The organism is Gilliamella sp. wkB18, assembly GCF_001690875.1.
Taxonomy (GTDB): Bacteria; Pseudomonadota; Gammaproteobacteria; order Enterobacterales; family Orbaceae; genus Gilliamella; species Gilliamella apicola_A.
Genome location: NZ_LZHM01000110.1, coordinates 1 through 15592 on the forward strand (window position 1 = coordinate 1; position 15592 = coordinate 15592).

The 15592-nt window shown below is 35.5% G+C and carries 9 protein-coding genes; 1 reads left to right on the forward strand and 8 read right to left on the reverse strand.

Annotation, left to right across the window (positions count from 1 at the left end):
- The 4 genes from A9G48_RS10635 to A9G48_RS10650 all read right to left on the reverse strand — a co-directional run.
- Positions 1-430 (reverse strand): DUF6708 domain-containing protein (locus tag A9G48_RS10635; protein ID WP_218057887.1); only part of this gene is annotated, 430 nt, incomplete at its 3' end.
- Complete coding sequence (locus tag A9G48_RS10640; protein ID WP_065576154.1) at positions 430-1263, reverse strand: DUF6708 domain-containing protein; 834 nt, start codon at positions 1261-1263, stop codon at positions 430-432. The genes A9G48_RS10635 and A9G48_RS10640, both read right to left, overlap by 1 nt.
- A gap of 17 nt (positions 1264-1280) precedes the next feature.
- Positions 1281-4952, reverse strand: a complete 3672-nt coding sequence (locus A9G48_RS10645; protein WP_065576155.1) for a toxin VasX — start codon at positions 4950-4952, stop codon at positions 1281-1283.
- Between the two features lie 15 nt (positions 4953-4967).
- Positions 4968-5849 carry a hypothetical protein gene (locus tag A9G48_RS10650; protein WP_065576156.1) on the reverse strand — a complete coding sequence of 294 codons (882 nt, stop codon included), beginning with the start codon at positions 5847-5849 and terminating at the stop codon, positions 4968-4970.
- Positions 5850-6247: 398 nt separating this feature from the next.
- Here A9G48_RS10650 and A9G48_RS10655 point away from each other — a divergent pair, with 398 nt between their 5' ends.
- A complete protein-coding gene (locus A9G48_RS10655; protein ID WP_034944375.1) occupies positions 6248-6736 on the forward strand; it encodes a hypothetical protein in 489 nt (162 codons plus the stop codon).
- Positions 6737-6961: 225 nt separating this feature from the next.
- Here A9G48_RS10655 and mukB read toward each other — a convergent pair whose 3' ends face one another.
- The 4 genes from mukB to uriT all read right to left on the reverse strand — a co-directional run bounded on the left by mukB (position 6962) and on the right by uriT (position 15536).
- Entirely contained in the window at positions 6962-11380 is a 4419-nt protein-coding gene (gene mukB, locus A9G48_RS10660) for a chromosome partition protein MukB (protein ID WP_065576157.1), read from the reverse strand.
- Positions 11381-11382: 2 nt separating this feature from the next.
- Complete coding sequence (gene mukE / locus A9G48_RS10665) at positions 11383-12117, reverse strand: chromosome partition protein MukE (protein ID WP_034944844.1); 735 nt, start codon at positions 12115-12117, stop codon at positions 11383-11385.
- 43 nt (positions 12118-12160) lie between these two features.
- Entirely contained in the window at positions 12161-13483 is a 1323-nt protein-coding gene (gene mukF / locus A9G48_RS10670; RefSeq protein ID WP_034944376.1) for a chromosome partition protein MukF, read from the reverse strand.
- A 664-nt stretch (positions 13484-14147) separates the two neighbouring features.
- Entirely contained in the window at positions 14148-15536 is a 1389-nt protein-coding gene (uriT, locus tag A9G48_RS10675) for a uridine transporter UriT (protein WP_065576158.1), read from the reverse strand.
- Positions 15537-15592: the final 56 nt, after the last annotated feature.

Here is a 15592-nt window from a genome sequence, read left to right on the forward strand (position 1 = left end):
CCCATGAACCACAATATAACAGAAAATGGTCATAAATATAAACCTTACCTGTTTTACGGTTAAAGCGAACAGGACAATCTTCAGGACAGAATAAAAAAGTAAGAAAAAATTGAATAAATATTTGACTGCACATTAAAAACACAAAAAATAAAAAAATAAATAGTGCTTTATAGGTATCAAAATAAAATATAGCAAAAAGTACAGCAACTAATCCAGAATTTGCTATCAATACACATATAAAGAAAAGAATAATAACAATCAATCTAATTAATAAGCTTCCCATCCCTGTGAAGCGCCGAGAAAACTCACAATAATCATCATTCGCATAACGTAATTTTTTATTATTACTTAAATGTAATTGTGTTGTATATATTCCTTTATGCAAATCCTCGCGCCATGCGGAAACTTGCGGTTGGTATTTGGATGGCATTATTTATTTCCTAGCTTTTTATATTCGGCATCTATTTGTTGATACTCTTCAAGCGAGCTAGCTTTGGATTTTTTGTCGATTTCTTCTGGCCAATTGACTTTGATTGGCCATGTGAATTCTTCTTCTGGCATAAATTCGGCATCCAAATTATTATCCGAAAACGCCATATAGCTATTTATCCACATCCATTCGTAATAGTTTAAACTGCTATAGGCTGCTAGTAGAAAGTGGTCAATCACTTTAGTGGTATTAGGCTCGCATACCACACATTCTAGACGATAGCTTCTAACCATTCCGCCACTAGCAAGAGGAACTGATACTGAGGTCATACAACCTTGAATATCTGCCCAATTAAACTCTTTAACACTGATCTCTTTGGCTCTAAAGGGTGAACGAGTAAAGGTAGACCATGCTCCAAAATACAATAAAAAATGGTCATAAATATAAACCTTACCTGTTTTTCTATTTAAACGAATGGGACAATCTTCAGGAGCAAAACAAATATTCAAAAACATCTGAAGAAAAAGTTGAAATGACAATATTATTAAAAAAGTGCAAAGTATAAATATAGACCTACCTTCATTTAGTTTAGTAATAATATAAATAATAAATAATATTCCTAATATTATAGATACAACAAATATTAAAGAGAAGATTACTGTTATGCAACGAAGAAAATATTGCATAACAGGTAATCTTCTTGAAAATTCACAATAATCATCATTAGCATAACGTAGTTTTTTATTATTACTTAAATGTGATTTTGTTGTATATATTCCTTTATGCAAATCCTCGCGCCATGCGGAAACTTGCGGCTGGTATTTGGATGGCATGATTACGTTCTCCTTTTTTAATTGATAATATGTTCTACACGTAGTGGCGATTTGGCGTCTTTACCTTGCCAGTAATGTAATATGCCAATCACTTTTTTCGCTTTTACCCTTAATTCGGCAACTTTTTGGTCTATCGCCACTGTATCATTTATATTTGATTCGATAGGATAATCTTTAGAATCAACCCAGCGCACTAAGTCATGATTACATTGATTGGGTGATACCGTAACATGTAAATGTTTATCGTCTTTACCTTTTACAATTAGGACCTTAGCCGATTGCCCTTCAGAATCAGTTAGATAGACCATACAGACATAGCGGCTTTGCGCATCAAAATTGGGCAGTTTAATATGTACACGCAGTCCACCGGCATAAATTAATGCGGCGTTTTCATCAGAATCATTACGAATATCGTCAAAAAAGAACTCCATATCATAAGATTGATAATTTAAAGCCAAATAAACACCTGAAAGATAGGCAAAATAGTCATTCAACGCGGCACTGGTGCCAACTGCGGTGAGTGGGTAAGGTTGCCCTTTTTCTGGATGTTTATGGTTACCAAAATAGCAACGGTTAAACCAAATTTCCATGGGCGACCAACGATCGGCTTCTAAGCCTATATACACTAAAATTACGCCAATAACGGCAATAGCTATAGCTAAAAGCGCTACTGGTAAAGTTATAGCAGCTATTGCACCATACAAACCTATACCTCCAGATATAGTAGTTAACATACCACCAGTAAAAACTAATCCACCATCAAACACATCACCATTTTTCACATAACCAACCCCTTTATAAATATCCATGACCCCGTCCAATATCGTAATAAGCGCTAGCGTTGATCCAGTGACTTTCAGAAATTTCTCACAACCTGGTATCATAGTGGTAAAAATATTTATTTTAGGCAATGCACCAACTAGATTAATGGTGTGAGCCATTACTTCGACCGACATTAACGACATAATTACACAAGTCTTGGCCATATCATTAAGAATTTCCTCTTTCACATCTTGCCGCATTTCACGCCCTTCAGCCTCGAGTACTTTCCTATTTTGATTGTACAGGTGGCCTTGTAAAAATATCATTAACCCATTCATAAAAACCCCTTTTGAGGCATCAAACGCGATTCGTCGTTTGGCTTGTGCTATTGTTTTTTCAAGGTCAGCTAAGGTTAGCTCGCCACTAAATTGGTGAGCGTGTTTAATTTCAGCGCCTAATACCTTTTGGGTTTTAGCAAGGGCGGTTTCTTTTAAATTACCACCTTTTTTCAACTCATCAATCATGTTATTCATTGAGGCTATATCATCAGCTATTACCATAAACTCCATTTGAACCGTTTTTTCGAGCTGTTTTTTAGTCAGTTGGCTTTCAAATTGCCAGCGCTTATCGGTATCTGATACTTTTGATAACTTATACAGCTTGGAATTTTTATCAATACTCACCGTTGATACATCTGAATGCTCCATCAAAATTTCATAAACTTTGGGTAAGTTTTTAATTTTCACCGGTAAACTTATACGCCTATGCTCAACGCCCGAAAAAACTTTAAGCTGTTCTATGCTATGGTCTTTCATTAAAACGTCGTTAATTAACTTGGCGTTCTTTGGTGGATTTGCAATACCTGCTGCCATCCAATTCATTAATACTTCCATTTTATCAACAAATAAGGTTGTATTTTTTTTATCAATTGGCAAATTCAAAATATCGTTAATTTTGCCCACTAATTCATTGAGAGTTGTTACTTTCGTTTTGTGGTTTGCTGCATCTTGATTTTGCTCCATTTCAACAATCCGTTGTTTTAGTAACCCTTCATACAGGTTATTATCCTGACCTTTTAATAGATAAAAATAGATGGAGTTTTCGTCTCGTAATAGGCTGTCCCATAAGCCAAACTGTTCGGGTAGCTTCGCCATTTGGATATTACCTTGTAATATGGCGGTAACATCTTCAAAATAGCCTAAGTGGTCTTTAGAGTAGTCGTTTTCTTGTTCACGCTTCCAAAATTCCACTTGGTTATAATCGGTCAGTTCAACTGGTGCATAAAGCGATGGTTTGTCTTTGGAGCCAAAAAGCCATGTGACATAAATTAAATAATCGATTGATATTTTGCGGATATCTTTAACAATTTCGTCAAATAGTTGTTTTTCTTCTTGGCGAAATGCATCGAGTTTACCCTTATCTAGCCGTGCAGACAGTTTTGCCCATTCTTTATCAAATTTAGATTGTACAGCACCTTCTTTTGTTAATGAAAAACGATGTACCTCCACATAGTTGTTATAAGGAATTTGAGATCGATTTTTTTGTTTTAATAATACTGTTTTTTCTTCATCAGTTAAGGCAACTTCTTTCCAACCTTCTGATTTTAATTTGTTAATACTATTTATATAATCAGCCATCTCTTGTTGTTCGTACCGTCCTTGCCTCCAATGTGGTTCATAAACATCCTTATATTGTGTTTCATTATATTTACCGTCTTTTTCATTTTCTTGCTCTATTTGATTCGCAAAATAGTTCTTTAATCCTTTTTTATAAGCGTCAATACAAGACACTATTCTACGTTTATAGGCTCGATTAGTGGAAAAATATTCATGATAATATTTGGGGGTATTTGTATTGGGTTTTAAAGGAATTGTCAGCGCTTGTGATGCATCATTTTGGTTGTCATCAATATTTAGATTTAAAATGTTTTTAAAATAATCTTTCGCATAAGGGAATAGATTTTCTGCTTTATCGGGCGAGGTTAACCAGTTGCTTGTCGGGGTAAAATCCGCTATTTTTTCGTTATATGCATCGGTTAATTTTTTCTCTATTTCCCGTTCGTGCTCTAAAAAGGCATTATTGATGGGGTCAAAGTTCCGCAATCGTTGAGCATTAAGCTCTTCGGCTATACCGAAGGTGTCTTCTAACACTATGCAGCCGATTTTACATTGATATGTTTGTTCCAGTTTTTCTGATACGTCTTTTATGGCGGCTAAATCTCTTTTATGCGAGTAGTCATAAAATTCATGGGCACTTGGAAAACGTACATTAAAATCTTTTTTCTCAAATAAAAACTCAGGTAAATAAGGTGCTTTATTTTCGTCGAGTAAATCGTTGAAAGCAAAGCTACGCCCGTCGGTTAATGAGCTCGGATCTTTACGGGTGCTGTCGTTAATGGTTACTTTAGTGAAACGCTTTAAATCTGCTTCAGGCGAGCGGTAATAATCTTCTACTTTTTTTGACCAAGCCCGACGGCTGTAAGCTATCCATACTGTGGCATTTAATACATCGATATTGGCAAAAATGGCTGGTATATTGTGATTCATTTTGGTGCATTGTTTGGCTAAGTCTTCAATTTCGTATTTTTTCATATAGTAAATGGAACGATGCCTTAATGCGCCTTCTGATGTTACTTCATAACCCAGTAATTTCCTTTCACCGTCTTTTTCCATTAATACATAAACATAACCTTTACGTAACATCCTTAATGCGTATTTATGTTGCGTTAACTCGCCTGCTGGTCGCCTATCGGTTAATTTAGGAACACCTTGCGACCAATCTTTGCTGCTGTCAACCCGTGGATTTATTACCGATTGGCGAACTAAAAAAAACGGCATACCATTACGTTGACACGTGCCACACCCACTGTTTGACATGGCTGAGGTGTTTTTTGCTTCTTCATAAATACGGCTATCAAATTTTTTCATTCGGTATTCCTTACATTATTCTGCAATTTCGAGCTTACTTAGATGATTTGCTAATGTGCCTGGCTCTTCTTTTGCTTTTTCAATTGGGGCTTTTAGTTGGTTTTGAATGGATAAATTGGGATAATTCATTAACGTTAGCGCTAAAGAGAATTTATCATAAGTATCTTCTAACCCTGCTGTTTTTGCTTCATAGTAATATTCAGCTAATTGTAATATGTCATTATCTTGAATGTTTTTATTTTGCTTTTGACATATGTTTTTCCAAGCAGTTGTCAACTGATACAGTTTGGCAGATTCTTTCAGGTAAAATTTAACTTCTTCTGTAACCCAAATTTCGTATGGCTCCGGGGTATGATCCAACGACTGAATAACCTGTAAGCGATTGGTAAATGAGGTGAAACAGTAGGTGCTACAACAATTTAATAAACTAGGTAACCAATCTGAACAAATTTTGTTACCTTCTAACATTAAATACATTTTAAATGGTTCGTAAAAAGGAACAAAATGGGTATGAGTGAATTTTGTTAATTTTAATCCTATATCAATCAGTTGTTCACTTAACGTTTTAGGATTGTTTTTGCTAACGATACATGCCGAAATATAGCGCCTTTGTAGTGAGCCATCATCTTGCAGTTCATTACTAATATGATGTAATAATTTTTCGTTTATAGGTTCGTTAGGTTTTGCAATAACAATTAATTTAGGGCAATGTTCTAAATCGTGCGCAAGATTCGTTCTTGGTACCACTTGGATTGCTTCTTTTCCTAAATTTTCTTGCAAGCTTTGAATAGATAATACATGAAAATAACTTAGCGAAACTAGATTATCAATTAATAAATATCGGTACTGTTTACGTGCACTTTCATTATCTAATAAGCTGAACAACTTTTTTTCCATTGTTTTTATCCTTAAAAATTTTTATATTTATCTTATTAGAATTATTGGTTATAGGTTATGTATTTTCCCATTTTTATAAAAATAATCAAGTGGTTCTGTAGTAAACTTGGGAATTTTAGGTGTTAATGCATTGAATTCCATATAACATCTTTCCGTTTTTAAAATTATTATCATACCTTTAATTCATTACTATCTTGTGGCATATACAAGAAAATAGGGGCGCTTCCTTCTATATTTCTTTTTTCTCCTTTATTATTTTTTACTTTCTATTTGTCTATTTTTTAAGTTATTCTATTAAACATGCTATAAATCTTTTTAGATTTATAGCTTTTCTACTAGCCTTTAGTCACTGGCTATATTACTTATCTAAATTACTAAGCTAACTTATGGAATATGTTATGAAAAAATTAATATCAGTATTATTCTTATGTAGTTTGTATTGTAGTAATAGTTACGCCGATGAAAGTCGACATAGTTTCCTAAAACAAGCTGAAGCAAAAAGTGATAGCAAATTTACCGAGTATAAAGCTAAATTAGGTGATGATACTTTTTTATCATTCTTTGTTGATAGTCAAGAGCAAAAAGCCGTTCCCGTTTTATTTATAGGTGGCCAAAAATACCAACCTTTAAGTATCAAATACTGTATGAAAGATTCAGATGAATGTTGGCGTCAAATCATCTATCACAATTCACTTTCTCATATTACTTATAACTTTGATAAACCTGAAAATAGAAAAGATTTGCTAAAATTAAAAATTGAATATATCGATAATAATCAGCTAGCTGAAACGGATTTTTTCCAAGCCCCCCTAACTGGTTCACTACCTGATGGTGATGACGACTATGACCCTTATATTCTTTGGCAATCTGATTTAAGCAGTTATTAATTACGACCAATAATAAGTGGATAGCAAAATGGAGTTAATATAATTTTGAGCTAAAAGGTTTTTACTTAGGCTTTTATCTTGTTAATTATTTTAGCTTACTTTTCTTGTTGGTAATCTGATAGTGTTGTTTCTTAAATCTTAATAAGACTAATTATCAGAGTCAGATAAAACATTTTCGCCGATTAATGCCGGCGAAAATGTTTAGTAAGTTGAAACAATAATAAGTTAAGCAAAGCCTTTTAAGCCAACCACATGTACGTGCTCTTGGTTATTGATGACTTTACGTACTAGTTTATATGTTGTGCCTTTTTCTGGGCTGATGTTTTCTGGAGCTGCAATGATTAGTTGCATTTCTAATCGTTCACAAAGCTCAAACAGTGTTGCAATGGACTTGGCATCCAATCGAGCCGCTTCGTCTAAGAATAGTAGACGACACGGAGAGATATCTTTATTACGCAAACGCTTAGATTCTTCTTCCCAACTTTGAATCACCATAAGTAAGATAGACATCCCCGTACCAATTGCCTCACCCGTCGATAATGCACCGCTTTCAGCACGTAACCAACCATCTGCACCTCGATTCACTTCAACATCCATTTCTAGGTAGTTGCGATAATCGAGTAATTCTTCACCAATATTTTGAGCCGTTCGTTGCCCCATATCAATATGTGGATTTAAACGTTGATAGAGTTTAGCCAAGGCTTCTGAGAAGGTAATACGATTATTACTAAATAGATCTTGATGTTCATTTTGCTCATCGGCAAGTGCTGCCAAAAGTGTTGAATGAGCTTCGCGAACATTAACATTTAAGCGCACGCCATTAACTTGACCAAATGCTACTGCTTGTAATCCTTGGTTAAGCATACGAATACGATTTTGTTCACGCTGTATGGTTTTACGAATAATATTAGATACACTCTTCGAGCTAATTGCCAGTTGCTGTTCACGTGAAGTCAATTCTTCTGTTAATCGTGATAATTCAATTTCCATCTGTTCAATGGCTTCAATTGGATCGTCAGTTTTAACAATATCTTGGCGAATTCGTTCACGCAAATGGGCATAAACAGCAATATAAAATTGGATTTTACGTTCTGGGCGTTTTGGATCTTCTGATAGTCTTAATACATCCCGTAAATGTTCATTGTCATTAACAGCCAAGCGTAACGAACCTAACGCTTTATCTGACATAGAACGTAGTTCATCAGCACTTAAGTAGGCAAGTTCTCGGCGATGTAACCGACGTTCAACACTATTTTCTTTTACTAAACGTAATACTAAACACCAACCTGATTTAGCTTGTACTACCTGTTCGCGTAGTTGTTTATAATCTCGCAGTGTTTGAGTTAGCCGTTTTTGTAGTTGTGTCATTTCGCTTTCGCACATAATGAGTTGCTTTTCAAGCGATGTGCAATGCTGACGATTGTTATTTAATTTTTGATGGATTTCATCACGCCTTAATCGTGCACGTTCTTCAGTGTTCGCATCGGCTTTAACACCAATTTGTTCAATTTCTTTATGGAGTTCATTTAACATGTCACGTTTGGTTTCAAAAGCACTTTTTAATGAAGCCAGCGTTTGATTGTATTGATTATACTTATCTTGATACTGCTGCATTTGTCTACGTGCTTCTGTTCTTTGTGCTTCAACCACTTCCAATCGGTCACGCAATTTTTCGTTCAAATCAGTATTTTCATTTAGCATTCCAGCCGAGTCTTCATAACTAAAGTGGGCTCGACGTTGCATTACTTCCGTTAAGGCAAAAACTTGTTGGCGGATGGTTTGTTGCTGCGCTTTAACCGTATTGTATTGTTCACGTAATGCTTCGTTCTGCTCTGGATCACTTTGTAAAACAGCCAAAATTGGTTCAAGTTCTGAAACGGTATTGCAATTACGGTTAACATATTGCGCAGATTCTTGTGCTTGTGCAACTTGTTCACGTAAATCGTCAACTCTATCAGCCAGATCATCATCAGCTAATAAATGCATTTGTGCAACCAAGCGATTTACGGTTGCTAATTGTTCTTTGCAGTTAGTCACTTGTTGCTGATTTTGTTTATCAATACTTTCTTGAGATGATAATTGGCGTTCAAGTTCGGTGCGTCTTGCCGTTAATTTTTGCGCTTCAGCTTCAGGGTCGATATCAAAAGCCACCGCTAAATGTTGACCGATAAATTGCCCAACATTTTGTTCAATACGTTGTAATTTTTGTAAATCAAATGAGATAGTTGCATAACGCTCATGTAATTCATCACGTTCGTGAGATAATTTTTCAAGGTGAATCTCACGAGCAGCACGACCAAATAGTGGTACTTTAGGAAAACTTGAAAATCGCCATTGACGATCGCCCGTTTTGACAAGTACCGCTTTATTCATCTCTTCACAATCAAAAACGCTATCATCAAATGATGCAGGATCACCTTCAATAAAATAGATATCTTCTGGGTAATCTTCATCACTTGCGGTAAGGTTTTCTAATTGCTGTTTAACTAATGATAAATCTGGCACCACAATGGCTTGTCTTGAAGGACCATATAATGCAGAAAAGTAAGGTGCATCATCAATTGTTACATCTTCATAAATTTCCGAGAGTAATACCCCATTAAATCGCTCTGCTAACAAAGACAAGCGACCATCATCAACACCGCTAGGTTGATTTAGTTGCTCAATTTGAACATCTAATTGATTTCGTCTAAAGCTAATTTGATCCCGTTCAGTAACAAGTTGGCGTTCTTGTTCAAGCAGTTGTTGCATGTGTTGCGTAACTGCTTGACTATGACTAAACACTTGACCAGTTTGTTCTTGCAATGAAATTAATGTATCTTGAGCTTTTAACCATAACGGTGCTTTTTGTCGATATTCAGTAAGCTTCGATTGAATTTGTTCAAGCTCTTGTCTAAATTCAATACGCTTTTCACTTGATTCGTTAGCCCGTTCGGCACTTTCGTCTAATTGCAATTCTAGCTCTTGTTTTAATTCATCTAATTGATCGTAATTAACTTGGCGATCAATATGCTTACAAAATTGTGTTAATAATGATTCAGCTTCTTTTTGTTCAAAGAGTCGTTGTTCTAGTTCATCAAGTTGTAGTTGTAAATGTTCGGCCTGCTGAGCTTGATAACATTGTGAAGGCCACTGTCTTAGTGCTTCTTTGGCTGCAGCAAACGCTTCACTGCGAACCACATCACCCACTAATTTCACCACTAGTTGATAAGCTCTATCAAATTGATTAATCGCTGCATCAGATACACTTAATTTTTGTTCAAGCTCAAGAACTTGTTCGGTGATTTCTTTTTGTTTTTCATCAAAAAACGTAAAGTGTTCTTCGATATTGCTAATATCTAGTTTTGGTAATTGACATAGCAACTGAGCATTTTTTAGTGCCTGTAAAGCCTGTTGGTATTGAATTGCTCGTGTTTGTTGAACATCCAGTGCTTGTTGGTAATCAGCTAATTGAGTCTTGATTTCGTCAACTTCTTGCTCGGTTTGTTCTACTTGATCACGATAGGTTTGATACTGTTCATTCGCTTCAAGCACCACTTCGTTTTGTTCTTCAAGCTTTAAGTTTAAATCATCTAAATCAGATTGGTAGCGGTCGATCTTTTCTTGTTGGCGTAGCGCTGTTTGCGTAAGATTTAGGTGATCATTAGCAGCCTGTAAATCGGTTTCTAAATCGCTTTGCGCATCTTGATGTTCTTTAAGTTCTTTCGCCATTTCAATTTGGCGGTATTGATTGCTAATAAGTAGATCTTGCGTTTTAAACATATCGCGACGTAAGCCAAGCACAGATTCTATATGAATTCGGCGCTCGTTAGCATGGCGCATATAATCAGACGCTACATAATTAGTTGATTCAGTAATTAAGTGTTTAAATAAGTCACGATCCGATTGAGTTACTCGAATCGCTTCTAATGTCATGCGGTTTTCACGAAGTGCAGCTTCCATATCTTGGAAAGCTTTGCGCACTCCACTGTTTTCTGGTAATAAATAATCACGTAGTGATCGGGTAATTGCGCTTGAAATCCCGCCATAAAGTGAAGCTTCAATCAAGCGATAGTATTTACTACGATCAGATGATGAGCGCAGGCGCTTAGGTAATACACCAAAATCAAACATAACCGAATGGTAGTCAGTTATGGAGTTAAATTGTTTGAAGATAACACCTTCTATAGATTCAATTTTTTCTTTTAACTCTGGTAGCGATAAAATCCTAGCCTGTTTATCATTTAATCTTTCTGTTACCAATTCTGTTGGGCTGATACCAACAGCTAAACCTTGCAGTAGAAATGGTTTGATATCGACTTTTTTGTCCCGCCCTGCCACTTGTTGTAAACGTACACCACAAATTATGCGCTGATTACGAGAATTGATTACATCGAGCATAGAGTAACAAACACCCGGTTTTAATTTACCATGTAAACCTTTATCACGTGAACCTGATGTTGCCCCTGCTTCGGTTGTGTTTCTAAAGTGTAATAAAGTTAAATCTGGAATTAATGCTGTAACAAATGCCGCCATAGTGGTTGATTTACCCGCTCCATTACCGCCCGATAGCGTTGTCACTAATTGGTCAAGCTCAAAAGTTCGCGCAAAAAAACCATTCCAGTTTATCAAAGTTAATGAGTGAAATTTACCGTGTCCAATCATGATTATTCAGTCTCCTCATTAACATCTTCATCTTGTTTTTGTTCTTCATTATTATCATCTAAAATAAGTGATGATTCGATTTTGATTGCTTCGCCATCTCGGATTAAGCGTAGTTGCGCTTCTTGTGCATCATCACTACTGCGCACATCGGCACCAAAACGGAAAATAGTCTCGTTGATGCGAAAGCGGCTACTGTCATTGCCTACAATAAAAAATATCATTCCTAATCGACGCAAGCGGTTTAATGCCGTTTTTACTTTATCAAACAGTTTTTGACGATCTAAATCTGAACCAGTTGAACGCTGGTTCACTAATTTAAGTAATTTTCCTTCGTCCGCGAGTGAAACCAACTCATCAAACAGTTCTTGTAAGGTAAAGACACCTTCATGTGCAAGCCGTTCAGGGCTTAAATATAAGTAACAAAGCACTTTGCCAACAAGCATATCAAGTTCCGATAAGACCGAACGTGGAATCAATGTTGTTGAACGAGGACGAAGATAGAAAAATCCTTCTGGCGCACGAATTAGCTCCACATTGTAACGTTGGTAGAATTGTTCAAGCTCAAGCTGAAAATCCATTAAAAAAGCATGATGATCAAGTTCATCAATGCCAATATGACGCCCTGAGCGTAATAAACTATCAAGCTCAGGGAAAATAGGATTAGCAATCGCTTGTGCCAATTTAACTGGCATATATTTATCGATAGAGGTCTGTGAACTTGTCGCAACGCGTTCCATAACGTCACCTAGATGATGAGTGTTTTGTTCAGTTTTTAAATCTTTAGTATCTGTTGATGACATGTGCTTGTACCTTAGCTCCATAATCGTTAATAGGTTTCCATTCGGCAGGGATACCGAGCAAATCATTTTCAGCAATACCTAGACGAATAGCTTGATCGATAAATAGTCTTGCAATATCAAAATGTTGTTGTCTAGGGAACTGCTTTAGATAGCTATGAATAGCAGTACTCATATCAAGCGGTTTATTTTCTTGTTTAAAGACCAATAAGTTTTGTTCTATATGTGTAATAATATGCTCTTGAATCTCGTCAACCATTTCAAATTCAAGTTCAGGTGGTAATTCACCAGTTACTTCTGCTTCGTGTAATGCTAGTTCTTCATCACGCATATCAAGCAGACGGTTCGCATTTGCATAAGTGAGTGACCATGGTAAATCAAAATAACCTTGAATGGATTTGCGCAATCGCTGTGAAAAGACTCGATTTTTATCTAAATCAATAGCAGTACGAATAAATTTGTGAACGTGCCTGTCATATCCTATCCATAAATCTATTGCTTTTTGTCCCCAGCCAATAATGCGATCAAGTTTACCTTGCAGGTCAATAACTACGTTGTTGATTTTATCTAGATTAGGGTTATCTAATGTTGCATCTTGTATTAGAAGTAAGCTTGCTTGTAACTTATCACCAGCGGCAGCTAAAGTATCTTGCAGTTCACGAAGTGTTTGTGATGTTTCTGTCAGTAATCCTTCACAACTGCTAATTGCCGCTTGCCAATCTTGACTTAATAATGCAGAGATGTTTTGTTTAACATCGGCTTGTTGTTCATCCATCACTCGTTGAGTGATATCAATACTGTCAAAAATTTCAGCAACTGAATATTTTAACGGAGCAAAGACATTTCGGTGCCAATGCAAATCATCACCACCTTCAAGGGCTGCATCTGCGGCACGTTTTAACTCTTGTGCAACAATAGAAAGTTGGAGAGATAAACGTAAGGTAGAAAATTCTCGTTGGCGGATATAATAATCACTAATGCCAATTCCTAACGGGGTTAAACGATAAATTGAGAAACCGTCAGTCATTTCACTTGCAAAACGTGTGATTAGGCGTTGGCGTACTAAATCATTAATAGCATTATTGCCGCGAACCGCTATCGTGTCTTCACTCTGTTCAAAAATCTGCGAAACATGCCTAAATGCATCGATTAATTCAGATTCAGTCATTTCGCCATCAAAACGCTCGCTATTTAATACAGCAATAGCCAATAAAAAAGCTAACCTTTCCACAGGTAAAGCAATCGAAAAGTCATTCTTTTTTGCCCAAGAGACCAGTTCTGGCACTGATTGGGAAAAATCAATCATAGCGGTTCCTTAATTAAAGATACTTAATTACAAAAAGCACTTTAAAAATAATATGATAAATACAATATAGAGTTATATGACAAAATTTTACTTATTATATAACAATTTGTAGTACTTAAAAATAGCCAAACTTAAGATTTATTATGAAATGGCTTAATATAAAAAGTAATTTTAATCGCATTTATTTATTATTTTTATTAGTCTAAATAGATGATGGCTAATAAATTCATAACCAATTAATATTTAAAATTATTTTTAATGTATTTTAATTGCTGTATCAGTAATTGTTAACATTATTTATCACTTGAACAATAATGATCATCGTTTTTATTTAAAGAAAAATAGCTATGCGTAAATTATTAATTTTGGTGTTATCATTCTCCATTATTTGCTTAATACCATAATCTGTTTCTGCTCACGGGATTTAAATTGTAAATTGCCTTGTTCAAAAACAAATTATTTTGGAAGAAAGCTTTTAAGTCGTGGTTACGAACCTGTGCTGTAAAAACAACTGAGCATCTTTACCTAGCGCTAAAGTAGCGCATGGAAATTATGTAACAGTTGAACCGCCACCAAAACATCTATAATAACAATTAGTATTAACCGCTAAATTTAAAAAATTTTAGATTAAATGGGTTAGGTTTTGCCCGATACGTAGTATTTTTTATAATTCAGCATGAGTCGGCCGCGGTATAAAGAAACTTGAGATTAATGCCAATACAGTAATAATCAATCCTACAAACATTCCATTAAAGTAACCTAGCATTGAATGAGCGTTGAGCATTTGAATGGCAGGCAATAATGCAAAACTTAATCCGGCACCCAAATTAAATGCTCCAGCATTCATACCTGGTAAAAAACCTAAATTTTCTTTTGGTGACAAAATAACACCAAGACCATTAAGAATAATATTGACCATTCCTGCATAAAATATACCTAAAGCAATTACTCCAGATGCTAAAATAATTAAGGAGTTAATACCATAAAACATAATCACTAAGATACTAATGATACAACCCAATAACCCAAATTGAAGCACATTGTTATAACCTAAAGTTGGGGCTAACCGACCTGCAAAAGGGCCAACTAGCCATCCAATTAAAGCATAAGGTGTTAATAAGATTAGTGATGCTAAATCGGGAGCCAATCCAAACCCTATTTCATTGTTTTGTGCAATTGACATGACTAAACCATTAACTATCGCAAAAATACCTGTCATAATAAGAATTGTTGTGAGCAATAAAGACCAAGTTTCACGCCTTTTTAGATGGATCGTTGTGACTAATGGATGTAAAACGCTTTTTTCAGTATACCAAAACAAGATAAAACAAATAGTAGCAAATACGCTTAATCCTATAATTTTAAAGTAATTAGCACTAGCAACGTTTCCTGCCTCATTAAGTGCAAATAAAAGAGCTGCAATAGCTGAGACTAACAATATCACACCAAGCCAATCCATTTTAGTATCAACCGAAGGTTTTGATTCAGGAGCAAAACGAAAAACTAAATAAGTGGAAATTGCTGCAACAATCGCTATTACCCCAAATACAGCTCTAAAACCCAAATGCGTTGCTATTATACCGCCAGCAATAGCATCGATACCTGCTATACCACCATTTACTGCAGTTATGATTCCCATCAACATGCCATATTGTTTTACATCTTTTACTGCATAATTTAGCATTAACAAACAAAGCGGAACTACTGGCCCTGAGATACCTTGAATAATTCGTGCGACACATAACACTTCAATATTAGGGGCAATTGCAGCCAATACTGTACCTAATGTCATAACTGAAAGCATTACCATTAATACTTTTTTTCGACCTTTTATGTCGCTTAGTCTTGGTAAAAATAATGAGAATAATGCCGCTGCCGTAAAAAATGCCGTTTGCGATAAGCCAACTTCAGCGTCATTGGTACCTAAATCTTTAGCTATAGTGACCAATACTGGGCTTAACATGCTTGCATTAAGTTGAAATGCGATACAAGCCGCAAGCAATGTAAACATCAAAGTTAAGATGCTATTTTTTTTCTGGCTTTGTTTTGCCATATTTTTACCTCGTTAGTGCTTTTGAAATATTAGCGATTAAACTCAAAAACCAGAAT

Excerpts from the sequence above, each read along its gene's own strand:
- A9G48_RS10640 (WP_065576154.1), bottom strand. The coding sequence starts at position 1,263 with ATGCCATCCAAATACCAGCCGCAAGTTTCCGCATGGCGCGAGGATTTG.
- A9G48_RS10645 (WP_065576155.1), bottom strand. The coding sequence starts at position 4,952 with ATGAAAAAATTTGATAGCCGTATTTATGAAGAAGCAAAAAACACCTCA.
- A9G48_RS10650 (WP_065576156.1), bottom strand. The coding sequence starts at position 5,849 with ATGGAAAAAAAGTTGTTCAGCTTATTAGATAATGAAAGTGCACGTAAA.
- A9G48_RS10655 (WP_034944375.1), top strand. The coding sequence starts at position 6,248 with ATGAAAAAATTAATATCAGTATTATTCTTATGTAGTTTGTATTGTAGT.
- mukB (WP_065576157.1), bottom strand. The coding sequence starts at position 11,380 with ATGATTGGACACGGTAAATTTCACTCATTAACTTTGATAAACTGGAAT.
- mukE (WP_034944844.1), bottom strand. The coding sequence starts at position 12,117 with ATGGAACGCGTTGCGACAAGTTCACAGACCTCTATCGATAAATATATG.
- mukF (WP_034944376.1), bottom strand. The coding sequence starts at position 13,483 with ATGATTGATTTTTCCCAATCAGTGCCAGAACTGGTCTCTTGGGCAAAA.
- uriT (WP_065576158.1), bottom strand. The coding sequence starts at position 15,536 with ATGGCAAAACAAAGCCAGAAAAAAAATAGCATCTTAACTTTGATGTTT.